The sequence below is a fragment of the Aquiluna sp. Uisw_065 genome (genome assembly GCF_047731275.1).
Taxonomy (GTDB): Bacteria; Actinomycetota; Actinomycetes; order Actinomycetales; family Microbacteriaceae; genus Aquiluna.
The window spans coordinates 945,243-969,268 of record NZ_CP159836.1; the positions used below are offsets into that span (position 1 = coordinate 945,243).

Annotated in this window: 22 protein-coding genes; 9 read left to right on the plus strand and 13 right to left on the minus strand. The window is 51.2% G+C overall.

What is annotated here, in order from left to right:
• Window positions 1-63: 63 nt before the first annotated feature.
• The 9 genes from ABXT50_RS04725 to ABXT50_RS04765 all read right to left on the minus strand — a co-directional run bounded on the left by ABXT50_RS04725 (window position 64) and on the right by ABXT50_RS04765 (window position 7,981).
• Window positions 64-348, minus strand: a complete 285-nt coding sequence (locus tag ABXT50_RS04725) for a DUF2160 family membrane protein (RefSeq protein ID WP_415273739.1) — start codon at window positions 346-348, stop codon at window positions 64-66.
• 2 nt (window positions 349-350) lie between these two features.
• Window positions 351-1,115: a carbohydrate ABC transporter permease gene (locus tag ABXT50_RS04730; protein ID WP_415274811.1), complete on the minus strand. Its 765-nt coding sequence runs from the start codon at window positions 1,113-1,115 to the stop codon at window positions 351-353.
• 88 nt (window positions 1,116-1,203) lie between these two features.
• Window positions 1,204-2,154: a carbohydrate ABC transporter permease gene (locus tag ABXT50_RS04735; protein ID WP_415273740.1), complete on the minus strand. Its 951-nt coding sequence runs from the start codon at window positions 2,152-2,154 to the stop codon at window positions 1,204-1,206.
• 2 nt (window positions 2,155-2,156) lie between these two features.
• Window positions 2,157-3,242 carry an ABC transporter ATP-binding protein gene (locus ABXT50_RS04740; RefSeq protein WP_415273741.1) on the minus strand — a complete coding sequence of 362 codons (1,086 nt, stop codon included), beginning with the start codon at window positions 3,240-3,242 and terminating at the stop codon, window positions 2,157-2,159.
• Window positions 3,243-4,340 (minus strand): ABC transporter ATP-binding protein, encoded by a 1,098-nt coding sequence (locus tag ABXT50_RS04745; protein ID WP_415273742.1) that lies wholly within the window; start codon window positions 4,338-4,340, stop codon window positions 3,243-3,245. It lies immediately after the preceding gene.
• The gene (locus ABXT50_RS04750; RefSeq protein ID WP_415273743.1) at window positions 4,337-6,034 is read right to left on the minus strand and encodes an FAD-dependent oxidoreductase; all 1,698 of its coding nucleotides are present in this window, start codon (window positions 6,032-6,034) and stop codon (window positions 4,337-4,339) included. The genes ABXT50_RS04745 and ABXT50_RS04750 overlap by 4 nt, the downstream gene beginning before the upstream one ends.
• A 230-nt stretch (window positions 6,035-6,264) precedes the next feature.
• On the minus strand, window positions 6,265-6,453 hold the full coding sequence (locus ABXT50_RS04755) for a hypothetical protein (protein WP_415273744.1): 189 nt from the start codon (window positions 6,451-6,453) through the stop codon (window positions 6,265-6,267).
• A 305-nt stretch (window positions 6,454-6,758) separates the two neighbouring features.
• On the minus strand, window positions 6,759-7,328 hold the full coding sequence (locus tag ABXT50_RS04760) for a GNAT family N-acetyltransferase (protein WP_415273745.1): 570 nt from the start codon (window positions 7,326-7,328) through the stop codon (window positions 6,759-6,761).
• Window positions 7,329-7,330: 2 nt separating this feature from the next.
• Window positions 7,331-7,981 carry a uracil-DNA glycosylase gene (locus tag ABXT50_RS04765; RefSeq protein ID WP_415273746.1) on the minus strand — a complete coding sequence of 217 codons (651 nt, stop codon included), beginning with the start codon at window positions 7,979-7,981 and terminating at the stop codon, window positions 7,331-7,333.
• 127 nt (window positions 7,982-8,108) lie between these two features.
• Here ABXT50_RS04765 and ABXT50_RS04770 point away from each other — a divergent pair, with 127 nt between their 5' ends.
• The 5 genes from ABXT50_RS04770 (at window position 8,109) to ABXT50_RS04790 (ending at window position 14,059) form a co-directional block, all read left to right on the plus strand.
• Window positions 8,109-9,224, plus strand: a complete 1,116-nt coding sequence (locus ABXT50_RS04770) for a M20 metallopeptidase family protein (RefSeq protein WP_415273747.1) — start codon at window positions 8,109-8,111, stop codon at window positions 9,222-9,224.
• Between the two features lie 90 nt (window positions 9,225-9,314).
• The gene (locus tag ABXT50_RS04775) at window positions 9,315-10,610 is read left to right on the plus strand and encodes a bifunctional o-acetylhomoserine/o-acetylserine sulfhydrylase (protein WP_415273748.1); all 1,296 of its coding nucleotides are present in this window, start codon (window positions 9,315-9,317) and stop codon (window positions 10,608-10,610) included.
• Entirely contained in the window at window positions 10,611-11,813 is a 1,203-nt protein-coding gene (gene metX, locus ABXT50_RS04780) for a homoserine O-acetyltransferase MetX (protein WP_415273749.1), read from the plus strand.
• A gap of 10 nt (window positions 11,814-11,823) precedes the next feature.
• The gene (locus ABXT50_RS04785; protein ID WP_415273750.1) at window positions 11,824-12,999 is read left to right on the plus strand and encodes an MFS transporter; all 1,176 of its coding nucleotides are present in this window, start codon (window positions 11,824-11,826) and stop codon (window positions 12,997-12,999) included.
• The gene (locus tag ABXT50_RS04790) at window positions 12,983-14,059 is read left to right on the plus strand and encodes an NADH:flavin oxidoreductase/NADH oxidase (RefSeq protein ID WP_415273751.1); all 1,077 of its coding nucleotides are present in this window, start codon (window positions 12,983-12,985) and stop codon (window positions 14,057-14,059) included. Before ABXT50_RS04785 ends, ABXT50_RS04790 begins: the two co-directional genes overlap by 17 nt.
• Here the strand turns inward: ABXT50_RS04790 and ABXT50_RS04795 are convergent.
• Together ABXT50_RS04795 and ABXT50_RS04800 are read right to left on the minus strand one after the other, a co-directional pair.
• Complete coding sequence (locus ABXT50_RS04795; RefSeq protein ID WP_415273752.1) at window positions 14,049-15,086, minus strand: hemolysin family protein; 1,038 nt, start codon at window positions 15,084-15,086, stop codon at window positions 14,049-14,051. The genes ABXT50_RS04790 and ABXT50_RS04795 overlap by 11 nt on opposite strands.
• Entirely contained in the window at window positions 15,079-16,383 is a 1,305-nt protein-coding gene (locus ABXT50_RS04800) for a hemolysin family protein (RefSeq protein ID WP_415273753.1), read from the minus strand. The genes ABXT50_RS04795 and ABXT50_RS04800 overlap by 8 nt, the downstream gene beginning before the upstream one ends.
• Before the next feature lie 180 nt (window positions 16,384-16,563).
• Here ABXT50_RS04800 and ABXT50_RS04805 point away from each other — a divergent pair, with 180 nt between their 5' ends.
• Both ABXT50_RS04805 and ABXT50_RS04810 read left to right on the plus strand, forming a co-directional pair.
• On the plus strand, window positions 16,564-20,217 hold the full coding sequence (locus ABXT50_RS04805; RefSeq protein ID WP_415274812.1) for a multifunctional oxoglutarate decarboxylase/oxoglutarate dehydrogenase thiamine pyrophosphate-binding subunit/dihydrolipoyllysine-residue succinyltransferase subunit: 3,654 nt from the start codon (window positions 16,564-16,566) through the stop codon (window positions 20,215-20,217).
• Window positions 20,217-20,810, plus strand: coding sequence for a GDSL-type esterase/lipase family protein (locus ABXT50_RS04810; RefSeq protein ID WP_415273754.1), 594 nt, complete (start codon window positions 20,217-20,219; stop codon window positions 20,808-20,810). The genes ABXT50_RS04805 and ABXT50_RS04810 overlap by 1 nt, the downstream gene beginning before the upstream one ends.
• Here the strand turns inward: ABXT50_RS04810 and ABXT50_RS04815 are convergent.
• Window positions 20,807-21,049 carry a zf-HC2 domain-containing protein gene (locus ABXT50_RS04815; protein WP_415273755.1) on the minus strand — a complete coding sequence of 81 codons (243 nt, stop codon included), beginning with the start codon at window positions 21,047-21,049 and terminating at the stop codon, window positions 20,807-20,809. The genes ABXT50_RS04810 and ABXT50_RS04815 overlap by 4 nt on opposite strands.
• On the minus strand, window positions 21,046-21,633 hold the full coding sequence (locus ABXT50_RS04820; RefSeq protein WP_415273756.1) for a sigma-70 family RNA polymerase sigma factor: 588 nt from the start codon (window positions 21,631-21,633) through the stop codon (window positions 21,046-21,048). Before ABXT50_RS04820 ends, ABXT50_RS04815 begins: the two co-directional genes overlap by 4 nt.
• A gap of 86 nt (window positions 21,634-21,719) precedes the next feature.
• Here ABXT50_RS04820 and aroA point away from each other — a divergent pair, with 86 nt between their 5' ends.
• Complete coding sequence (gene aroA / locus ABXT50_RS04825; RefSeq protein ID WP_415273757.1) at window positions 21,720-23,024, plus strand: 3-phosphoshikimate 1-carboxyvinyltransferase; 1,305 nt, start codon at window positions 21,720-21,722, stop codon at window positions 23,022-23,024.
• A complete protein-coding gene (gene rsgA, locus ABXT50_RS04830; RefSeq protein ID WP_415273758.1) occupies window positions 23,024-24,025 on the plus strand; it encodes a ribosome small subunit-dependent GTPase A in 1,002 nt (333 codons plus the stop codon). Before aroA ends, rsgA begins: the two co-directional genes overlap by 1 nt.
• Window position 24,026: the final 1 nt, after the last annotated feature.

Here is a 24,026-nt window from a genome sequence, read left to right on the forward strand (position 1 = left end):
TTCTAGAACCCGAGGAAACCCTCGAGCCCCAAATCGGTGAACATAGCTTGCTCACCGAATTCTTCATCCCCATTTCAAGATCCCTGCTGACATGGCCAGAGCTGACAGGGCCCATATCATGGTGTTGCTGTCCACAATCGAGAATGAGACCACCATCACAAGCGCAAATGAAACAATCGCGATGTAAACGCGCTCACTTCTATCTGTCACCAACCCTAAAAAGCCCTTTCGTCTAACCGGAGGTCGGTAGTGACCCCAGATGGTTAGACCGGTAATCATTACTGCCAAACCGATAAAAATATAGGCAATCGGCGCAGTCCAAGGAATCCAGTCAAAAATTTCTAACATTTTTACACACGCCCTAACGCAAAGCCCTTGGCGATGTAGTTTCTAACGAACCAGATGACAATCACTCCCGGAATGATGGTCATTACTCCCGCGGCCGAAAGTAACGACCAGTCAAGACCGGATGCCGAAACTGTCCGCGTCATCTGCGCCGCGATTGGCTTAGCAGCCGTTGCAGTAATGGTTCTGGCAATCAATAGCTCAACCCAGCTGAACATAAACAGGAAGAACGCCGTCACGCCGATTCCGGAACGGATCATCGGGATAAATATGGTCAGGAAAAACCTGCCGAACTTGTAGCCATCAACTTCGGCAATTTCGTCAAGCTGTTTCGGCACTCCCGACATAAAGCCTTCCAGTATCCACACCGCAAGCGGAACGTTGAAAAGCATGTGAGCAAGAGCAACACCCAGCGCTGTATCAAACAGGTTTACTGCTTGGTAGAGCTGGAAGAAAGGCAGCAAGAACACAGCCGCGGGAGCCATACGGTTTGTAAGCAACCAGAAGAACAGGTGCTTATCCCCCGAGAAGGTATAGCGGCTAAATGCATATGCTGCTGGGAGGGCAACAAGCAACGACAGCACTGTGTTCAGCAGGGTGTAAGTGATCGAATTCATGTAGGAGCCGATCCAGCTTGGATCTGCAAAGAACTGTGCGTAACTATCGAGCGAAATCTTGCTGGGGATCACCTCGAACGAAGAAAGGATGTCTGCGTTGTCACGAAGTGACATAGATACCAACCAGACAACCGGTAGAGCCCAGACCGCCATGATCAGCCAGAACAGCCAGCTCCTAAGGTCTATTCTGAAGCGGGAGATCTTCTTGCCCGCTGCGGAAGTCTCAATCATCGTCGTCATTTTAGAACCTTCTTAAGTTTCGAATTGACTGGTTTTCTTCTTTTTCTTCCCTCAGTTTTCTCTTGTCCTTCGGGGTCACCTTAGTTGCGCCAGGGCGCTCGTCTAGAGTCAAAACTGTGAAGAACAGGAATGAGAAGATTTGGATGAACAAGAAGTACATGAGTGAGAATGCTCCGGCCACACCTATGTCGAACTGACCGATGGCGATGGTGGTGAGCAGAATACTAAGTGTCTGGGTGGATGATCCAGGACCGCCACCGGTGACCACAAATGGCTCGGTGTACATCATGAATGAGTCCATAAAGCGAAGCAAAAGAGCAATCATTAGAACTCGCTTGAGCTTTGGCAGCTCAACGAAGCGGAACACCGCCATTGCCGAGGCTCCATCAATTGCCGCAGCCTGGTAGTAAGCCTGCGGTATAGACCGTAATCCCGCATAGACCAGCAAGGTCACAAGTGGAGTCCAATGCCAGGTATCCATGACCAGGATGGTGACCCAAGCATCGAAGGTGGATTCGCTTAGGTTGTAATCAGTAAATTTGTTTACCAGCACACCACCCAAGCCGATGTCGCTTCTGGTGAAGATTCTCCAAGTGGTTCCAACTACGTTCCAGGGAATAATCAACGGAATTGCAACAACCACCAAAGCAGCTGAGGCTTTCCAGCCAGATTTAGGCATTAACCTGGCGAGGAAAATTCCAAGTGGGATCTGAATCAAAAGAACCTGCATCGAAAGAGTTAAGTTTCTAGCGAAGGCATCTTGGATGTTTGGGTCTGTTGCAACTCGCTTAAAGAAGTCAAGACCGACGAATATGCGATTATCAGCACCCTGAATGTCCTGCAGTGAGTAGTTAGCAACGGCCATCAACGGAATAATCGCAGTGAAAGCCACAACAAAAACCACCGGCAGAACAAGGAACCAAGCTTTATTGTTTTTCCGTTTGGCATCCATGATTAGTTGCCTCCTTCACTGCTTGGTGAAACCGTTGAAACTGCCATTTGGTTCACGTCGTAAACAAACGCACGCTTGGGGTCGAAGCTGAAGGTGGCTTTGCCGCCTACTTCTGCCTCATAGCTTTCCTCGGTCTTCGCGATGAACTTGAAATCGTCGTTGCTCAAATGCACCAGCTTGAATACTCCACGGTCCTCGATGCGATCGACTTTGAACTCCAAACCTGATTTTGTGCTTGGAATCAGAAACTCAGGCCTTACTCCGAAGCGGTGGCTGCCGTTGAGGCCCGCCTTGGCGGCCTTTCCAATCTCCTTACCGTTGTGGGTAAGAAGTGAAGACTTCGCTTCAACATCCAGAAAGTTCATCCCCGGTGATCCAATGAAGTACCCCACGAACTCATGCTGAGGCTCCAGGAACAAAGACTCGGCAGTTCCGGCCTGAACCAGGCTTCCCTTGTCCATAACAAGCACCTCATCGGCGAACGTGAGAGCCTCGGTTTGGTCGTGGGTCACGTAGACAACTGTGACTCCGGTAGCTACGTGCAATCTCTTTAGGCGGTTACGCAATGTCCACTTAAAGTTCTGGTCAATAACTGTAAGTGGCTCATCGAACAAGATCGCCGACACATCCTCGCGAACCAAGCCGCGACCCAGGCTAACAATCTGCTGAAGATCAGAGCGGAGCTTCGATGGCTTGCTATCTAGATCATTTTCGATTCCCAGAAGCTCTGCGATTTCGTTTACTCGCTCAGCGATTTTTTCCCTTGAAACTTTACGGTTTTTTAGCGGGAACTCGAGGTTCTTACGTACGCTCATGGTGTCGTATAGCACTGGGAACTGGAACACCTGTGCGATGTTTCGATTATCAGTGATGACGTCGGTGACATCCTTACCGTCGATGAAAACTTTTCCCTCAGATGGCTTTAGAAGACCTGAAATAATGTTCAAAAGCGTGGTCTTTCCGCAACCACTAGGTCCTAGCAAGGCGTAGGCCTTGCCGTCTTCCCAAGTCATGGTGATTGGGTTTAGGGCGTAAGTTTTACCTCCGTCGTAGGAGTGAGCGACACCTTCTAAGCGAATCTCAGCCATTTACCTAGCCCTTCCGATCGGAGCAAAAATTGCCTTGCCTGATTTTGAGCCGAATCCGTAGAGGTCAGCTGGGTCAAAGTAGGCCGTTAGCTGTTTGTCCATGGCAAAGTTCTTAGTTCCTTCAACCTCGATTACGACCAGCTCTCCAGCTTCGAGTTCAACGTGTACAAAAGTCGAGCTTCCCGTAACTTCGGCAAGCTGGACCCGACAACTGAAGGAAACATTATTTGGGCCTTGGGGCTCAAGAAAGATCTTGCCAGGCTGAATTCCCAGAGTAATTTCTCGGGATGAATCTGAAGCTATCTCGGGCCTTGAGAACTCGAAGGTTTCCTTGCCAAAGTTGGCCGTTTTGCCGTCGACGGTTGAGCCAAGCAAGTTGATTGGAGGATCGGCCATGGCGACGGCTGCTGCCAATGAGTGGGGCTTCTGGTAGATCTCCAGAGCCTTGCCTGACTGGATCAAACTACCCTCGTTCATAACGAAAGTATCGGTGGAAAAATCAAGGGCCTCGGACGGCTCGGCCGTTGAGTAAATAACGATAGAAGACTCGTCGGAGAAAATACTTTGCAGCTCTTCTCGAAGCTGCTCCCTTAGCTTGTAGTCCAGGTTGGCCAGTGGCTCATCTAGCAAAACAACGTCAGCTTTTCTGGCCAAAGCACGAGCAATAGCAACACGTTGCTGCTGACCACCGGAGAGCTCAGAGGGCTTGCGCTTCAAAAACGGTGTAAGACCTAAAAGCTTTGCCATTTCTTCAACTCTTGCGGCAACCTCCTCTTTGCTTTGCTTTTTCTTTTGTGCCAGCAACGGAGACGCAATGTTTTGAAAAACAGATAGAGACGGGTAGTTAATGAACTGCTGATAGACGAAGGAGACCGAGCGCTGTTGAACCGAGACCTTGGTTATGTCCTTTCCTCCCAGATTCATGGTTCCGGTAGATGGCTTGACCAATCCGGCCATGATTCTCATCAATGTGGTCTTACCCGCTGTAGTTGGACCAATCAGCAGGTTGATCCCGCTATTGAAGGTCGCCGAGAGGTCGTAAATGACGTCTTCTGAATCTTGTCTCAGAGAAATGTTTTCTAGAACTAGCTTGCTCAAACCCGGCTCCCCGCCTCAATGTAAATTTCCGAAACTTCCGAGGAAGCCCTGGCTGCGTCCCAGCCCAAGAACTTCTGAAGGATGCTTGCTAGCTCCTTAAGTGAAGAGGTGCTCATTGACCCGGTGAAAGCAAGGTTGGTGCGCCGGTTGACAAGGTCCTCGAGTCGATAAACGCTTTCGTGCTTCACCAAAAAGTCAATCTCGGAATCTGAAAACCCAGAACTGTGCGTGAGCATAGTCTCAGGATTGGCAGCGATGTATTCCAAGATTGCTTTAGCGCGAGTACCGTAGCGAAGAAGAAGTTGCATGGCACGCTCTTCGGAGACCAAACCTCGGTTATCTTCAGCCCACGTCTGCTGTGCTTCAGGGGCAGTCGGGAAATCTTTTCCGCCACCGATTGGAAGCTTCTGCGTGGACAGAACTCGGTTTTTGCCCAGCAGTTTCAACACATCTGATGAAAGATGCTCTCCGAGAGCCCTGAAGGTCGTCCACTTTCCGCCCACCAGGCTAAGAACTGGGACGTCGTTCTCGGCTGAAGTTCGGACGATCCGGTAATCACGAGAAACGACCCCAGGGTTGATGTCTCCGCTAGCAGCGAGCGGCCTTACACCGGAGTACTTGAAGACAATCTGATCTTCATCAATTTTGATTTCTGGGAAAACGTAAGCGACCAGCTTGAAGAAGTAGTCGACCTCTTCGTCGGTACACACCGCTGGCTCACTCATGTCATGAGGAATGTCCGTGGTGCCAACCAATACTTTTCCCAAGATTGGATACATCAATACGATGCGTCCATCGCGGTTTTCAAAGAAAATTTCTCGGTTGTCGCACGCTTGAAGCAGCTCCTTATTGTCCAAAACAATGTGGGAGCCCTTGGTGCCTGCCATGTAGCCGGTGTCAAAACCTAGGCTCCGGTTGGTCATGTCAGTCCAAGGACCGGTGGTGTTTACAATCACATCGGCTGTGAATGCAATCTCTTCGCCGGTGAGCATGTCCTTCAAAACTGTCTTGCCACCGGAGCGAGCACCGGCTGAAACGTAGTTGTAGCTTCTTGCATTCGAACCGGCCGCCAAGCCGTCAAACAAAACATCAAGAGCAAGTCTTTCTGGATTGTCCATTGCTGCATCGTAATAAGTGGCCGTGAACTTGACGTCTTTGTTGAGCGAAGGCATTTCAGCCTTGGATTTTTTCTGTCCGAGGAAACGATGCCGTGGCATCGTTCCACCGTTTCGACCGAAGGTGTCATAAAGCAACAGCCCGACCTTGATCAAGATGGCGCCGCGTTCTTTGGGTTTGCCCTGCGCGTGGGTAAAGAGTCGAATGGGAGCGCTGATTAGGCCTGAGAAGATTGAAAAAATCGGCATAGTGGTCTTGAGAGGCTTTACGTAGTGAGGGGCCGCTTTCAGGAGACGATTTCTTTCTTCAAGGGATTCTTTGACGAGACGAATCTCGCCGTTCTCTAGGTACCGAACGCCTCCGTGGATCATGTGTGAGGAGGCTGCGGATGCCCCGGAGCAGTAATCGTTTTGCTCGACAAGGACAACATCTATTCCCTGAAGGGCCAAATCGCGAAATGTTGCCAGGCCGTTAATGCCGCCGCCAATTATCAGCACTTGAGCCTTAGGGCTGTCCCTGAGGTTCTCCAGTCGAGAGGACTGACCCGTGCTTTGGCTCAATTCCGACCCTGCTCTCATCTTTGAAAATCTGCGAATGAGTAAAATCTATAAATTAAGATAGAGGCTTGGACCTATTTCCAACCAAGTTGCACACATGTTCAACACTTTCGTTATGTTTGAGGAATTTAACAACAAAGTCCATGTCCTGCTTGGCCCTCAAGTTCGCTCTGCTTTACTGCCTCCAGGATTTGACCGTGGGCGCCTCCGGCGCGAAGATTATGGTCTCGCGATCCTAGTTTCCTCGTCCGCTACGGGTTGCGCGGGGCAGAGGCGCCTGTAGCGGTGAAAATCCGCTCTCCCGAAGATGCCACATAGCGCATCACCACCGAGATAAAAAAGCACTGCGGGGTAAACGTTCGCTCGGTGCTAGTTCCAGAATCGGCTTCGCCGATTGATTGACTCGATCGCGTTGCCTTCGCCGCCGCACGAATGCTCACCGATTTCTTCTTCGCCGGAGTTACCATCGAGGTTGCCAGGAGATGAACCACAGCTTCGGTCGTTAAAAACCTAGCTCCTCAGCAATTCAACTAAGAGAATTTAGAGCGGTCCAGCTATATGCGGCTGGAGATACCCTTACTGCTGGAAATACATTTACTACCGGTTTGACACAGAGAGGTGAAATTCTAAGGCGTCTCGGTGAGTACTACGGTGTAAAAGTTGAAAAGCTTCCGGTCCCCGCGTTTTTGAATGGTTCATCCGCGAAAGAAAGCAAGTGAGGTATTCGTAGCCGAACCCTAGAGGGCTAGGACTTCGGTAGCTTAAGGGACAGCAAGTAACTTCCTATTGGCTTGCCGAAGCGATTGGCGACGTTGGCCAAATGCCCCTGCTGCACAAAGCCAAATTTCTCATGGAGTGCAATCGATGCATGAGCACCGCGATCCGCGATTACAGCAATGACTTCTTTGATACCCACGGCTCGACAGCGCTCCAAAAGCGCGGTGAACAGCTTCGTACCCAAGCCCTTACCGGTTGCAGGCGCAGAGAGGTAAATCGAGTTCTCCACAACCTTCAGATAACCGGATCGCTGTCTCCATGGAGAAACTAACGCAAACCCTAAAACATCGAACCCTCGCACCATCACCAAAAAAGGCAAATCGAATTTCTGAGCCATGTCATATTTCTCTTGCCAAAAATCAAGCTTTAAAGGTGCATCGTCAAAGGTGATGACCGTATTTCTGATGAAGTAGTTATAAATGTCTTTGATTGCGGGCAAGTCCTCTGTCGCAACGTTCCGAATCAGTACTTCGGGTACCGGTAAGGCGGGGTTCTGCCGCAGGCGGCGAATCATTGCCCATCGAGTTTTGCTATCCACCACTAACAGCTCCAATCGATCGGCGGTAGACCTGATTCTGTCAACAGTTTGTTACAACTAGAAAACGGCTTCGAACCAAAGAAACCCCGATAGCTCGAAAGCGGAGAAGGGTGTGGGCTCTTCAATACCTTAGACAGACTCAGATCCCCTGCTAATTCTCCTGCTCGCTGTCCCCATAAAATCGCGACTAATTTGCCCTTGTGGACCTCTTGAAGAACCTGAATTGCTCGAGAGGTAAAGATGTCCCAGCCGATGTCGAAGTGTGCAGCAGTCTGACCGACACGGGTAGTTAGAGAACGGTTTAGGAGCATGACGCCTTGATTGGCCCAGTTGGAAATATCTCCGGTCGCCACAAAGTTTTGGCCAAGGTCATCACGCAACTCTTTGATTATGTTTCGAAGAGTTGGTGGGAGTGGGGCTGTTCCTTCTGGGACGCAAAAAGCCAGACCAGTAGCGTGAACGGCATTCGGGTATGGGTCTTGACCGACGATCAGTACCCGAAAGTGCTCGGGAGGAAACCTAAAAGCTCGCATGATATTTGGCTTTTCCGGCACAACCTCTTTTTGACCTGCCAAGACCAAAGATATCTCATCGAGTAATTCTCTTTGGTCGGCCAGAAGTTCCTGCCATTCAGGGTGCAGTTGATTGAACATAGTGTCCATTAAATAGTGCAAAGATAAATAGAGCAAAGGAGCAAGCATGCCAACACCCAGTGAGTTCTTAGTTTCAGCCAGTAATCTCCGCGAAGATTTAGTTTCGCTGCGCCGAAAACTGCACAAAATGCCAGAGTTTGCACTTCATTTGCCCCAAACCCAACAGGCGCTAATTTCTGCACTAGCAGGGTTGGGTGAAATAACTCTAGGTAAATCTCTAAGCTCAATCGTTTTAGTCATTCGAGGGGGGAATCCTGGTCCGACTGTGCTCTTGAGGGCGGACATGGATGCCCTTCATGTATTGGAAGAGACCAATTTGGACTTTGCTTCCAAGAACGGCTACATGCATGCATGCGGGCATGATCTGCACATGTCCGCAGGCGTCGGAGCAGCAAAACTATTGCACGGCTTAAAAGACCAACTACGAGGCGATGTGGCTATTTGGTTCCAACCGGGTGAAGAGGGCCACCATGGCGCTGATGTGATGATCGAGGAGGGCATGCTGGAAATTACCGGCAGTCGCCCAGTAGCCGCATATGGCCTTCACGTATTCACCTCATTGCCGGCAGGCACGATTGCCTGCAAGCCTGGAGCAATGATGGCAAGTGCGGGAGACATGAACGTCGTCTTCCACGGATCCGGTGGTCACGGTTCGATGCCTTGGTTATCCAAGGACCCAGTGGCCCCAATGGTCGAGGCGATTTCGAGCCTTCAAACAATGCTCAATAAAAATTTCGATCAGTTTGATCCAGTAATAGTAAATGTCAGCTGGATTCGTGCTGGAGATGACGCCACCAATAATGTCATCCCAGATACAGCGAGCTTCGGGGCAACCGTCAGAACTTTTTCCGAAGCCAACACCGAAAAGTTGCAAGCTCTGGCACCCAAATTAATAAATTCGATTGCCGAAGGGTTTGGGGTCACGGCCAAAATCGAATTCAGTGAACCCACCAAGGTTTTGATAAATGATCAAGACTCAGTTGAGAGAGTTCGCCGAATAGCGCAAGAGCTAGTTGGGCCCTCCGGCTATACGGAGATGGAGAACCCAATCGCTGGTGGAGAAGATTTTGCCTCAATTGCCTACGAAATTCCGGGGGCTTTTGTGTTCTTGGGGGCCTGCCCGACAGACATCGACTACACATCAGCACCAACTAATCACTCGGCCAGAGCGATCTTCGACGACTCGGTTATTCCTTTGGGCTCGGCGTTGTTGGCCTCTCTGGCCGGTTCGCATTTGTTGTAAAGTTACGTTTGGTTACTGACTTAGTTGCCTGATGAAGAGCAACCCTGAATAGTTATATCAGTAGCCAACGACCTAACTTGGAGAAATAAAATGACCGATGAAGCAAAATGGGGTTTTGAGACCGTACAGATTCACGCCGGTGCAGTGAGTGATCCCGCAACCAACGCTCGAGCTGTACCGATTTACAAAACCACTGCCTACACGTTCAATTCAGTGGAGCACGCCCGCAAGCTTTTTGGTCTTGCAGAATTTGGAAACATCTACACCCGCATCATGAACCCCACTCAAGACGTTGCCGAAAAGCGCATCGCCGCTCTCGAGGGTGGAACTGCGGCTCTTCTTTTGTCTTCCGGTCAGTCGGCCACCACGTTCGCTGTTCTAAACATTGCTGAGGCCGGCGATCACATCGTTGCAAGCTCGAAGCTCTATGGTGGAACCTACAACCTCTTCAGATACACCCTTGCCAAGCTTGGAGTCGAAACAACTTTTGTCGACGATCAAGATGACGAGAATGCCTGGGCCGCCGCAATTCGCCCGAACACGAAGCTGCTGTTCGGAGAGACAATCGGAAACCCAGATGTGTCAATACTTGACATCCGAAAGGTGTCAACGGTAGCCCACAAACACGGCATCCCTTTGCTTGTCGACAACACAGTAGCGACCCCGTTTCTAATCAGGCCTTTTGAACACGGTGCCGACATTGTTATCCATTCGGCAACCAAGTTCCTGGGTGGCCATGGAACGGTTGTGGCTGGCGCGATCGTAGATGGTGGAAAGTTCGAATGGTCCAAATCGGACAAATTCCCTGGCCTAAACAAGCCCGACCCGAGCTACCACGGCGTTGTCTACACCGAGGCCCTGGGAGATGGAATCGCCTTCATTATTAAGGCCAGAGTTCAACTCTTGCGCGACATAGGAGCTGCAGTTTCGCCAGACACCGCCTTTTCATTGATTCAGGGAATTGAAACCTTGAGCCTTCGCATGGAGCGACACGTTGAGAATGCTAGCAAGGTCGCAACTTGGCTCGAGGCTCATCCTCAGGTTCTGAAGGTCAACTACGCCGGCTTAGCGTCCAGCAAGTACAACGAGGCTCACAAGCACTACGCGCCCAAGGGCGCTGGTGCTATCGTCTCATTCGAGATCGCCGGTGGCCTAGATGCTGGGGTGAAATTCGTCGAAGGCGTCGAGCTGTTTAGCCACGTCGCCAACATCGGTGACGTTCGGTCGCTAATTATTCACCCGGCCTCAACCACTCATTCTCAACTGGACCCAGAGGCGCTCGCTAAAGCTGGAGTTACACCTGGTCTAGTGAGACTGTCAGTTGGACTCGAGAACTACGAGGACATCGTCGCTGATCTACAGACAGGCTTCGCCGCGGCAAAATAAATGGACTTTCAAATATCTGAAGACTCTGCTCCCTCGGAATTTATTTCCGAGGAGCAGCGTCGTCAGCTTGTTGGAAGACCCCCTGCCAGCGGTGCGTGGCGAGTTGGGGACAACCTTGGAGATCGAAAATTCTCCCAGGTTTTTTCGCTCCCTCTAGAATCAGGCGAAACCTTGAACCAGGCAGTTTTGTCCTACGAGACCTGGGGAGAACTAAACGCCACAAAATCAAATGCCGTCTTGGTGCTGCACGCCCTAACCGGAGACAGTCACACCACAGGACCCTCAGCACCTGGGCACCCAACATCGGGTTGGTGGGGAGGCCTAATTGGTCCGGGACTTGCAATCGATACCAATAAGTATTTTGTAGTGACGCCAAATGTTCTGGGAGGCTGCCAAGGATCGACCGGACCGGCTTCTCTGAATCCCAAGGGTCAAGAATATGGGCCCAACTTTCCTCAGCTCACCATAAAAGACCAGGCTTTATCTTTCGAGGTGCTTGCTCAACAACTCGATGTTTCCAGATGGTTTAGCATCATTGGCGGCTCAATGGCTGGGATGCACGCTATGGAAATGGCCATCAATTCACCCCAAAGCGTGGAGCGCCTCGCAATCTTGGCTGCTCCCCCATTCACAACTGCGGATCAAATCGCTCTCAACACGGTTCAGCTTGAGGCCATCAGATCTGATGCGAACTTTGCCGGTGGGTCTTATTACGATGCCAAGCCGGGATTTGGACCCCACCGCGGTCTTGCGCTCGCTCGCAGGATGGCACTTCTTAACTACCGTTCCCCCAAGGAGCTGAATGACCGATTCGGACGGACCTGGCAGTCCAAGGTGAGCCCTCTTACCGAGGCTGGCAAATACGCAGTTGAGAGCTATCTGGATTTTCACGGAAACAAGTTTGTCAGGCGATTCGATGCCAACAGCTACGTGACCCTCGTGAATGCCATGAACTCGCACGATATTGGCCGCGGACGTGACTCAGTCGAGTCGGCACTTGAGGAAATCTCCTGCTCGACCCTAGTTATTGGCGTGGACAGCGATCGGCTGTTTCCACTCAGTGGCCAAGAACTGATAGCTAATTCGATCAGCGGCAATTTACACGGTGGTCAACTCCACGTGATTCAGAGTGAATATGGCCACGATGGCTTTTTGATTGAGCTCGACGCAGTGGGGAAGCTACTTGAAGACTTCTTGTCCTAAAGTGTCAACGGTGAACCTTCTAAAATCCAAATTTGCAGTCTGCTTCTTTTTCTTTTCCGGTGGTTCGTCTCTTGCTCTTTGGGCCGTTCACATTCCCCTAATTGAGCGAACCGTAGGCATTGGTTACGTCGCTCTTGGAGCATTATTTATGTTTTCCGGTTTAGGTGGTTTTTTGGCCATGCAGATTTACGGCTGGATTATTGACCACATTGGAGCAAAGACTGCCACCAGAATCGGTGGCCTTGTTGTAGGGCTTTCACTATTGGGCCCGGCCTTCGCGCAAGACGTCTGGTCACTCGGCCTCGCAATTTTTTTCCTCGGGTTTGGAATTGCTGGAGTGGACGTTGGCATGAACGCAGCGGCCCTTCAAATTGACAAAGTGAATAAGCGCGCAATCTTTACTTTTTTCCACCTGTTCTGGTCCGTGGGGGGCCTCTTTGGCGCAGCTCTAGGTTTCGCTACTATTTCAGCCGGATTCGATCAGTCGCAAACCCTGAGTATCACCGGTGTGGTGTTGAGCATTACCGGAGTTATTGTCGCCGGGTGGCTCCTGCCAAACGAGGTGGTAGCAACCAAAGAGAACAAAACTAAAAATCGAGTGGCTTCAAAGGCAAACCGTCGAGTGCTCCCCCTTGTTATTCTGGCCGGGCTGATGGCATCGGCTGGGGCAATTATTGAGGGTGTCGCTCAGGACTGGTCAGCGCTTTATTTAATCGACATTCAGAACGTTAGCGTTGCCGTAGCCGCTTGGGGCCTTGGCGCCTTCAACCTAGGAATGATCACCGGTCGAATTTTTATCGATCGGATAGTCGAAAATAAAGGGCGGGGCTTTATTATTCGGTGGGGGTCGCTGATTGGTGGAATAGCCATCGCTGCCCAAGCAATCGCTCCCACTTTCGAAATATCACTTGCGCTTTGGTATTTTCTTGGCCTTGGAATCTCTGGGGTGGTTCCTCAAATCTTTGCTGCCGGCGGCGAAATTGGTGAAGCTACCCACTCCGGCAGAAACATGGCAAGGGTAGTTGGCATTACATACATTGGCGCCCTGGCTGGACCCTCGGCAATCGGACTCTTGACCGCTATCTACCCCTTAAATGTAGCAATCGGCTGGGGCACGGCCCTCGCGATATTTATCTTGGCTGCAAACCCTAGATTGGAAAAGTTACTAAATGACGAAGCTATTTAGCCCCATAAAAATTCGCGACCTTGAAATCAAAAACCGTCTATGGGTGTCTCCAATGTGTATGTACTCCTGCGAAGGCCAAGACGGCATTGTTGGCCAATGGCACCTTGTCCACTTGGGGTCTAGGGCAATGGGAGGTGCCGGCATGGTCATAGCTGAAGCCAGTGCAGTCAGCCCGGAAGGACGCATAAGTCCTTGGTGTCCAGGCCTCTATGCAGATAACCAGATAGCCCCATGGAAAGTGATCACAGACTTCATACGGGAGCAGGGTGCCACCAGCGGAATACAGCTCGCTCACGCAGGCCGGAAGGGCTCCACCCACCGACCAACATCAGGCTCCGGCTCGGTAGCAGCTTCCGATGGCGGTTGGGAAACGTACTCCGCCACATCAGAGGCCTTTCAGGGGCTTGATGCCCCAAGAATGCTATCAATTGGCGAAATCCCCAGAATCGTTGCGGACTTTTCCAGTGCTGCGTTGAGGGCACAAAAGGCTGGGTTCGATTCGATAGAAATTCATGCTGCTCACGGCTACTTGCTGCACCAATTCTTGTCACCAATCTCGAATAAGCGTGATGACCTCTACGGCGGACCACTTGAAAACAGGGCCCGATTGCTCCTTGAGATAGTGGCCCAAGTGCGCAAAGCAGTTGGCGAGCAAATGCCGGTTTTTATTCGGTTTAGTAGCACAGATTACGTTGAGGGCGGCTGGGACCAAGACCAGACCAATCAGGTCGCCAAGTGGTGCCGAGAGCTTGGGGCAGATTTATTCGATCTTTCCTCAGGAGGGCTCATTACGGGCGTTAAGATTCCAACCGGACCCGGCTACCAGGTCGAGTTTGCTGAAAGCGCGAAGCGAGCCACCGGTGCGGATGTTGCGGCGGTTGGTCAGATAACAAATGCAACGCAAGCCGAGCAGGTTCTTTCCGAGGGCCTTGTTGATGTGGTGCTTGTGGGACGCGAATTTTTGAGAGATCCGTATTTTGGATTGCGGGCAGCAGCGGAGCTTTCGGCAGATATACAGTGGCCACATCAATATGAGCGAGGCCGCTGGCCTAGCGCCTAGTGGCGTCCTCGATCTCGCCCACGAGCTCCTCGATTATATCTTCAAGAAATAGGCAGCCAACGATTTCTCCGGACGAGCTGAAGCTTCTAACGATGTGCGCTCCACTCTTTCGCATTTGAGCTAGCGCGTCTTCGAGGTCAGTTGTTTCGGGGATGGAAATCATCGCCCTCAAGCGCTTGGAGGGTAGAGTCTTGAACATCTCCCCAGGGTCGTTAGTCAACCCGTCTTTTATGTGCCAATAGCCCACAATGTCATCGCCGGTTCCATTCACCGGATAGCGGCTGAAGCCATGCTCGGAAACCGCCGCCTGGAGGTCTCCAGCAGTCGAAGACAGCGTCATGGTAACCAAATCACCGATTGGAACCGCAACATCGCGAACTGTTTTCTCGGTGAATTCAAATGTCTTTTCAATCGTGCCAGAGCCGTCGGCAAGCGTGCCCTCTTTTTGGCTTGCGGAAACAAAACCTTCAACCTGATCCAACGTAAAAGCGGTATTCGCCTCTTCTACGGGCTTGAACCGGAAAATTATGAGAATCAGGTTGGCGATCTGATTCAGCACCCAGACCACGGGCTTCACAAGCTGCGCAATGAAATAGAGGATCGGAGTCAAAATCAGCGAAGTTCGCAGTGGCACCGAGATTGCGATGTTTTTGGGGATCATCTCGCCTATCACAACGTGAAGATAGGTAACGAGAATCAGAGCGATTACGAAACCAGTAACCGCCGAAGCTGCTTCTCCGATTCCGATTGCCTTCAAAGGGATTTCCACTAAGTGGTGAATCGCAGGCTCTGCGACAACCAGTATCAAAAGCGATGCAACGGTGATCCCAAGCTGCGCAGTGGCCAGCATCAACGACACCCTCTCCATCGCACGCAGGGTAATCTTCGCCGCGGGATTTCCAGCTTCAGCACGAGGCTCAATTTGAGAACGCTTTGCTGTGATAACGGCGAATTCAGCACCAACAAAGAATGCATTTGCCACAAGCAGCAGGACAAACCAGACCAGCCCCATTAGATCGCTACTCATCGTTGATCACCACTGGCTCGAACTTAATTCGGTCTACTCTTCTAGCTTCCATCTTTAGGACAACGAGGCGCCCGCCTGAAACCTCTACTTGGTCACCGGTTTTTGGTATTCGTCCAAGCTCGCTCATTAGGAATCCCGAGACGGTATCGTAATCTTCGTCCTCGGCTATCGAGAGTCCAAACTCCTCAAGTTCAGCCGGTCTAGTAAGACCACTGAACGCAAGCGAGCCGTCGGCATACTGCAGCAAATCGGAGCGATGTCTGTCGTGTTCGTCGGACAGTTCACCCACTAATTCTTCAACGGCATCCTCTAGAGTCACGATCCCCGCGGTGCCGCCGTATTCGTCGATTACGATTCCGAACTGCAACCCTCTGCCCCTCAGCTGCAAGATCAAACGATCAAGGGCCATGGTCTCTGGAACCCGAACCGGATCCACCATCAATGCACTGACTGGAACTTGGTCGCGACGCTCAACTGGAACACCGATGCCACGTTTTAGATGCACCACCCCGACAATGTCGTCCGCATCCTCGCCGGTAACCGGGAATCTTGAATGGCCGGTGCTCGAAGCGAGTTCGATTAGATCACGAGCGGAAGATTCTCTTTCCAGAGAATACATTTTTGGCCTAGGGGTCATTATGTCGCTGGCCAATAAAGTACTCATCGCCAGGGTCTTTTCAAGGAGTTTGGCCGTGTCCTGCTCGAGTGAGCCCAGAGTCGCGCTTCGCCTTACCATAGACACCAACTCATCGGCAGTCCTGGCACTTGAGAGCTCTTCTCTTGGTTCAATTCCGAATCTTCTGACCAACCAGTTGCCATTGTCGTTCATGACTCGAACCAGCAGCCGGAAAACCCAGGTAAAGCCGAGTTGGAAACCAACAACCATTTTCAACACCCGCTTGGGAGCCGAAAGCGCCATGTTCTTTGGGACCAGCTCTCCTATTAGGAAAGAAAAAACAGTTGCGATTGTCATCGCGAGAACAACCGACAGGACCCTCATGCCCTCGATCGATAAGTCAAAACCTTGGAGCCAGGGATTTAGCATCCTGGTCAGCGCCGGTTCTGCGACGAAACCAGTTAGCAAGGTCGTGAGAGTGATTCCAAGTTGGGCAGATGAGAGGTGAGTAGAGGTCTTCGCAATCGCTTTTATCGGCAGGTCCAAGCCTTTTTCGCCCGAGTCGCGATCAGCCATTAGCTGGGCTCTGTCGGTGCTGATTAGGGAAAACTCGCTAGCGACAAATAGGCCCGTGCCCAGAGTCAAAACCACGGCAAAAGCCAGCAGAAGATAGTCGTTCAACCAATCACCTGCGTGTAACTACGTTTATCAAGCTCCATTTCCATTTAACTATAGCCAGTCAAGTGGCTAGACTTACATTGTTTTCCATAGGTTTTTTCGTTCTAAGGGGCACCCTTGTCGGGCAGCGATACAAATAATTCTGAAAATGACTTCGGCGCCAATCAATGGCTTGTGGCCGAGATGTACGCCCAGTGGCAGGAGAACCCGGATTCGGTGGACCAATCATGGCTGCCGATTCTAGAGCGGTACCATCTTTCTAACCAAGCAGGTACTGGTTCCCAGGGGCCCAGCACAGGCTCTATTACGGTCATTGATACCGATTCGACAGTCGTCACAAACTTTGACCCCGATGCCCCGGCGCCTCCTACCGAAGCAATCACCATTCCAATTGCAAAGACCTCAGATGAAGCTCCTAGGACCGCACCGGTCCCGGCAGACTTGCCGTCCACCGATTCTCAAGCCATCACCATGGAAGAAATCAACGAGCAACGGGAAGTAAAAATCCTCAAGGGTATGGGTAAAGCCCTTGCCGCCAATATGGACGCGTCGGTATTTGTTCCAACTGCAACTAGTGTTCGTCACGTGCCAGCGAAACTTCTAATTGACAACAGAATTGTCATCAACTCGCACCTAAAAAGAACCAGAGGTGGAAAAGTCTCCTTCACCCACATCATTGGCTTCGCAATCGTTCAGGCCCTGAAGGCTTTCCCTTCTCAAAACGTCTTCTACGAAGAGGTGGACGGGAAACCGGCGGTTGTTTCCCCGGCCAATATCAACTTCGGAGTTGCTATTGACATCCCAAAGCCGGACGGCTCCAGAGCGCTTCTGGTTCCAAACATAAAGCGTGCTCAAAAGATGAATTTTGCGGAGTTTGTGAGCGCTTTCGAAGAACTTGTTGCCAAAGCAAGGCAAGGCAAGCTAACCGCAGAAGACTTTAAAGACACCACTATTTCGCTTACGAACCCAGGCGGCATTGGAACTGTTCATTCGGTTCCAAGGCTTACCAGCGGCCAAGGCTGCATTGTTGGAATTGGAGCACTTGACTACCCGGCCGAGTTTCAAGGCATGTCCGAAGAGCAACTCGCCAACCAGGGAATCGGAAAGACAATAACGATTACCTCCACCTACGATCACCGCGTTATTCAGGGTGCTGGCAGCGGAGAGTTCCTAAAAATAATCAACGAGCTTCTCTTGGGTGAAAGAGAGTTCTTCGAGCAAATTTTTGCCGACATGCGAATTCCTTATTCCCCTGTGGTCTGGTCAAGCGATTTCCACTGGGACATCGCCGACCAATCTGGCAAAAACACTCGAATCCAGGAATACATCAACGCTTTCAGAGTCCGTGGGCATCTCATTGCAGACATTGATCCTCTTGAGTATGTTCAGCGCTGGCACTCCGACCTTGATATCCGATCGTACGGACTTAGCCTTTGGGATCTAGACCGAACCTTCAAGACCGCTGGTTTCGGTGGACGATCAAAGGCCAAGTTTCGGAATATTCTTGGAATTCTTCGAGATTCTTATTGCCGAACAATTGGCGTTGAGTACATGCACATCCAGAATCCATCGGAGCGCATTTGGTTCCAAGACAGGCTAGAACGCCCGTATCAGAAAACAACCAAGGAAGAGCAGTTTAGGATTCTGAACAAGCTCAACGAAGCCGAGGCTTTTGAGACTTTTCTGCAGACTAAGTTTGTCGGTCAAAAAAGGTTCTCTCTAGAGGGCAGCGAATCACTAATCCCCGCTTTGGACCAGATGTTGCAAGCAGCAGCGGACGCTGGATTGAACGAAGCGGTCATCGGAATGGCCCACCGTGGTCGCTTGAATGTTCTGACGAACATCGCCGGGAAAACCTACGGGCAAGTCTTCCGCGAGTTCGAGGGTTCGAATGACATTTCTAGCGTCCAGGGCTCTGGAGACGTGAAGTACCACCTGGGGACAGAAGGGGTATTCACCTCGGGTCACGGCACTCAAATCAAAGTCTCGCTTGCAGCGAACCCTTCTCACCTCGAGGCTGTTAATCCAGTTCTTGAGGGAATTGTTAGGGCCAAACAAGACAAGCTCGGAAACCCGGAGAACTTCCCAATTCTCCCAATCTTGATTCACGGTGACGCGGCCTTTGCCGGTCAAGGTGTCGTCTTAGAAACCCTTCAAATGAGCCAGCTGGACGGGTATAAGGTCGGCGGTACTATTCACGTGATAGTAAACAACCAGGTGGGATTCACAACGGTTCCAAAAGATGCACGATCGAGTCTGTATGCCACCGACGTGGCCAAGGCAATTCAAGCCCCTATCTTCCACGTAAACGGCGATGACCCCGAGGCTGTAGTCAAAGTCTCACAATTGGCATTTGAGTACCGACAAGAATTCAAAAAGGACGTTGTTATTGACATCGTTTGCTACCGCCGACGTGGTCACAACGAAGGCGATGATCCTTCGATGACGCAGCCCATGATGTACAACCTCATTGAGGCAAAGCGTTCGGTTAGGTCCCTTTACATGGACAACTTGATTGGCCGTGAAGACATTACCAAAGAGGAATTTGACGAGGCGAATCAACGCTTCCAGCACAGCCTTGAGCAGGCATTTATAGATGTTCACGACGCCATGACCGCTACCGTTGCCCTCCAAACGCGACCAGATGGCATTGGAACTACGGCCAGTGAGAAACAAGAGCTTCTTCGCCAGACCGCGATACCTCAAGAATTGGTGGAAGCCATAGGTAATGCTCACGGCAATGAACCCGAAGGCTTCAGCGTTCACCCAAAACTTGCCCAACTACTCCAAAAACGCGTTGAGATGTCAAGGTCAGGTGGAATCGATTGGGGCTTTGGTGAGCTACTCGCCTTCGGTTCGCTACTGGTAGAAGGCGTAAACATTCGACTGGCAGGTCAAGACAGCCTTAGAGGAACTTTTGTCCAGCGCCACAGCGTGTTTTACGACAGAAATAATGGTCAAGAATGGACTCCCATTCGCTACGTTTCGGAACAGCAAGCTAAATTCGAAGGTTACAACTCCTTCCTTAGCGAGTACGCAGCACTCGGTTTTGAATATGGCTATTCCGTCGAAAGACCGGACACTCTTACGCTTTGGGAGGCTCAGTTCGGTGACTTTATCAACGGTGCCCAAGTCGTTGTGGATGAATTTATTTCTAGTGCCGAACAAAAGTGGAGCCAAAGCTCGTCGCTGGTAATGCTCTTGCCTCATGGGTATGAAGGTCAGGGCCCAGACCACTCATCGGCGAGGCTCGAGAGATTCCTGCAGCTGTGTGCGCAGAACAACATGACGATTGCGCAGCCTTCAACTCCAGCAAGCCACTTCCACTTGCTTCGAAGGCAGGCCTATACGGTTCCTAGAAGACCGCTTGTAGTCTTTGCTCCAAAATCAATGTTGCGCCTCAAGGCGGCTTCTAGCTCTGTTGAAGACTTTACCGAGGGCAGCTTCCGGCCAGTGATAAATGACCAGCAAAATTTGGACCCGGCAAAAGTTACCAAGCTTTTATTCTGCTCCGGCAAGGTCTATTGGGATCTTTTGGCGGAGAGCCAAAAACGTGGAGCCGGTGACACGGCAATCGTTCGACTTGAGCAGCTTTACCCGACTCCCGTTGAGGAAATGAAAGCCGCGATTTCTCAGTTCCCAGAAGCGGAACTGAGATTTGTCCAAGATGAGCCCGCCAACCAAGGAGCCTGGACCTACCTGGGACTGTTTATGCCTAAGTACGGAGTCAACTTTAAGGTTTTTGCCAGAGCAGCATCCGCTTCTCCGGCCACTGGTTCCGCCAAGAGGCACGCTGCCGAGCAAGCAGATTTGGTCAATAGGGCATTTAGCGACTGATGCCTGACCTACGCGTCGTTATCCTCGGAGACGAACTTCTCACCGGAGCTGGTGACCCAAAGGGCATTGGCTGGCTAGGCAGAGTTCAGGCACGCTTGCCCGGCGATAGAGATGTGGCGGTCTTCGCTTTGCCAATGATCGAAGAGACAACTTCTGATCTTTTGAGCAGATGGAAAAATGAAGCGACAATCAGGTTTTCCAAGGACAGTGAAAATTATTTGGTCTTGGCCCTTGGGTCTGCAGACGTTCGATCCGGCATAACCATATCTCGCTCCAGATTGAACCTCGCCTCGCTACTAGATGACGCGGTTCGCGAGGGTATTAAGGTTTTGGTCGTGGGTCCCACACCTACCGGTGTCCCGGAATTTGACTCCGAGGTCAAGCACCTGTCAGAGGGTTTTTCGGATGTCGTGAGGCGAAGACAGCTGACTTACGTGGACTGCTTTAGTCCACTAGTAGACCATGAGGGCTGGCTGTCAGAAGTTACTAACCACCCCAAGCAGCTGCCCGGTCAAGTTGGCTATGGCCTAATTGCTTGGTTGGTTTTGAATCGCGGTTGGTTCGAGTGGTTAGGTCTCACTCAGAAAGATTAGTCGTGTTGCTGAATCTCTTTTAGGCGATCCATAACTCGTTCAGCCAACTGCTCTGCTGGAATTTCGTCACACGCACGTTGAATTACCTGGTTGAAGATAACCTCGATGTCGTAGTGACTTTCGCAGGAATCACAGTTCGCCAGGTGAGCGGTCACTTGATCAAGCTCTTCTTCGTGCAGCTCAGAGTGCAGATACTCATGAACGCCTTTTTTCACTTCTTCGCAGTCAACTTTTTTCAATTGTCGACCTCCACTCCTGTGTCGTAACCTTCTTGCTTTGCGTAGTCTTGCAACAAAGTTCTAAGTAATTTCTTCCCTCGGTGCAATCTTGACATAACAGTACCAACTGGCGTGCCCATAATGTCGGCGATTTCTTGGTAAGGGAGGCCTTCGACTACCGCGTAGTAAACCACCATTCGGAATTCTTCTGGGATTTGGTCAAGTGCATTTTTTATGGCCAGGGAGGGAAGATTCTCCATAGCCTCTATTTCCGCAGACCTTGAAGACCTTGAAGTTACCGACTCTCCTTGGCCAACTTGCCAATCCTCTAGATCATCGAGTGCTGTCTTTGCCTTGTCCTTGGCTTTTTTATTGTAAAGATTTATATGAGTATTGGTCATTATCCGAAACAACCAAGCCTTCAAGTTGGTGCCCTGCTCAAATTTTTCCCACGCCACAAAGGCCTTTGCGAAGGTCTCCTGCACCAGATCCTCAGCGTCGCTGGGATTTCTGGTCCACCTCAGAGCTGCACCGTAAAGCTGAGGCATGAGCGGCAACGCCTGGGCTTCGAAGCTCAGAATTTTTTCAGATTTTTTATTGGGCATTACTCAACAGTCTAACCTCCACCCGAAAAGCAGGTGCAAGCATAAATAATTCACAACAAAACCTTTCGAGGAACGATGGGCCCGACATGCCGATAGCCGCCATTCCTTGTATCTTTGGAGTGATGATTGAGTTTTCAACGTGGCCCGCGCCGCTATCTTCTGCCGTTAGCGCCGAAGTTGTGCTGCCTGGGAGCAAATCTCTCACAAATCGTGAGCTGGTGCTCTCAGCATTGGCCGAAGAGCCAACTGAACTTATCTCACCCCTGGTATCCAGAGATACCGAACTTATGATCGCATCTCTAAAGTCTCTGGGAACCAAATTCCTGTGGCAAGGTTCGGATCTGCTGGTTACCCCTGGAGAGCTATCCGGTCCTGCCAAAATTGATTGCGGTCTTGCCGGAACAGTTATGCGATTCGTCCCGCCGCTATCGATGCTGGTGGACGGCGAGGTTAGCTTTGATGGTGACGCCGGTGCCAGAGCGCGGCCAATGAAAACCACAATCGAATCAATGCAGGCGTTAGGGGCCGAAGTCACTTCCGGTGCCAAGTCACTCCCTTTCACCGTCATTGGCAAAGGGGCGGTCACCGGTGGTGTGCTAACCATCGATGCATCAGCATCCTCGCAGTTTGTGTCTGGGCTTTTGCTTAGCGCTGCCAAATTCAATCAAGGCCTAACCCTCAGCCACAAAGGTCATGGTCTACCTTCACTGCCTCACATTGAGATGACCCTGCACACCCTCAGAGCGAGGGGCGTTAAAGCTGAAGCGCTCGACAATTCCAGCTGGAAGGTAGAGCCCGGCCCGATTTCTGGTGGCAAAGTCGTAATTGAACCTGACCTTTCAAATGCGGGTCCGTTTCTTGCAGCAGCAATGGTGACCGGAGGAACCGTCAAGATTCCGAATTGGCCTAGTTCGACAACTCAAGTTGGAGACCACTACCGAAAACTTCTGACTCGCATGGGCGCGAATATTGAAGTTGTGAACGATGTGCTCACCATTTCGGGCAGCGGAGAAATTATTGGCCTCGAAGCCGACTTGTCAGAGGCCGGCGAACTGGCGCCGACCATTGCAGCCCTCTGCGCACTAGCGGTTAGTCCAAGCAAGCTGATAGGTATCGGGCACCTCCGGGGGCACGAGACCGACCGTCTCGCGGCACTAGTGGCTGAAATAAATAACCTCGGCGGAAACGCTAAAGAGCTTGCGGACGGAATCGAGATCACGCCACAGCTTCTACATGGCGGACTTTGGCACACCTATCACGACCATCGAATGGCCACCAGCGGAGCGATCATAGGACTAGCAGTAAGCGGTGTTGAGGTAGAGAACATTGAAACAACCGCGAAAACCATGCCCAACTTTGCAAAGATGTGGCTTGAGATGCTCGGGGCATAATGACCTGGTCTAGGGCTGATCCCATGGATCTTGATGAGGATGATGTCCGCATTAGGCCTAACCCCAAGGGCTCAAGGCCAAGAACGAAGAGGCGTCCAGATTTTAGCAAAGCGCCATTAGGGATGGTCTTAGAGGTTCACTTAGCTAGGTACCGCATTCTTACCGATGAAGGTAAGGAAATAACGGCGACATTGGCCAAAGAGCTTCGCAAAGATGGCTGCGTGATTTGCGATCGAGTTCGACTTGACGGCGACGTTACTGGAGCCTCAGGTGCTCTAGCCAGGATCGTGGGCATTGAGCCCAGAAGGAATGCTCTTTCACGATCCGCCGAAGACGGCGACTCGCTGGAACAAACAATTGTGGCCAACGCAGACCAATTAGTTATTGTCATGGCCGCAGCAAATCCCGAGCCGCGCTCGAGGCTAGTCGACAGGTATTTAGTCGCTGCTTTTCACTCTGGACTAAAACCGATTTTGATTATGACTAAGTGTGATCTTGCGGATCCAAGGGATTTCATCGATAGTTTTCAAGGGTTTGACTTAGAAATTATTCAAACCTCGGAAAATGCTCCGAACTTGGAATCACTAAAACAAATGCTCACGGGCCACACCACCGTGTTTGTGGGACACTCCGGAGTTGGCAAAACCACCATTATTAACCAAATAGCTCCGGATTTTATCCGTGCGACTGGGATAGTCAATAAGGTCACGGGCAAAGGTCGCCACACCTCTAGCTCCGCGCACGCCATTCGGGCTCAAGGGGGCTGGTTGGTTGACACCCCAGGGATACGAAGCTTTGGCCTATCCAACATTGATGCGGATGGCTTACTCAAGGGCTTTTCGGACTTGAGTGACGCTAGTAGCGACTGCCCTCGTGGATGCACCCATCTGGCCGATTCGCCAGATTGCGCGCTGGATCAAAAAATGCTGGCTGGAGAAATTTCTCCCTTGAGGCTGGACTCACTTCGAAGACTGCTTGAGTCACTTTCCTCGGTAGATTAGG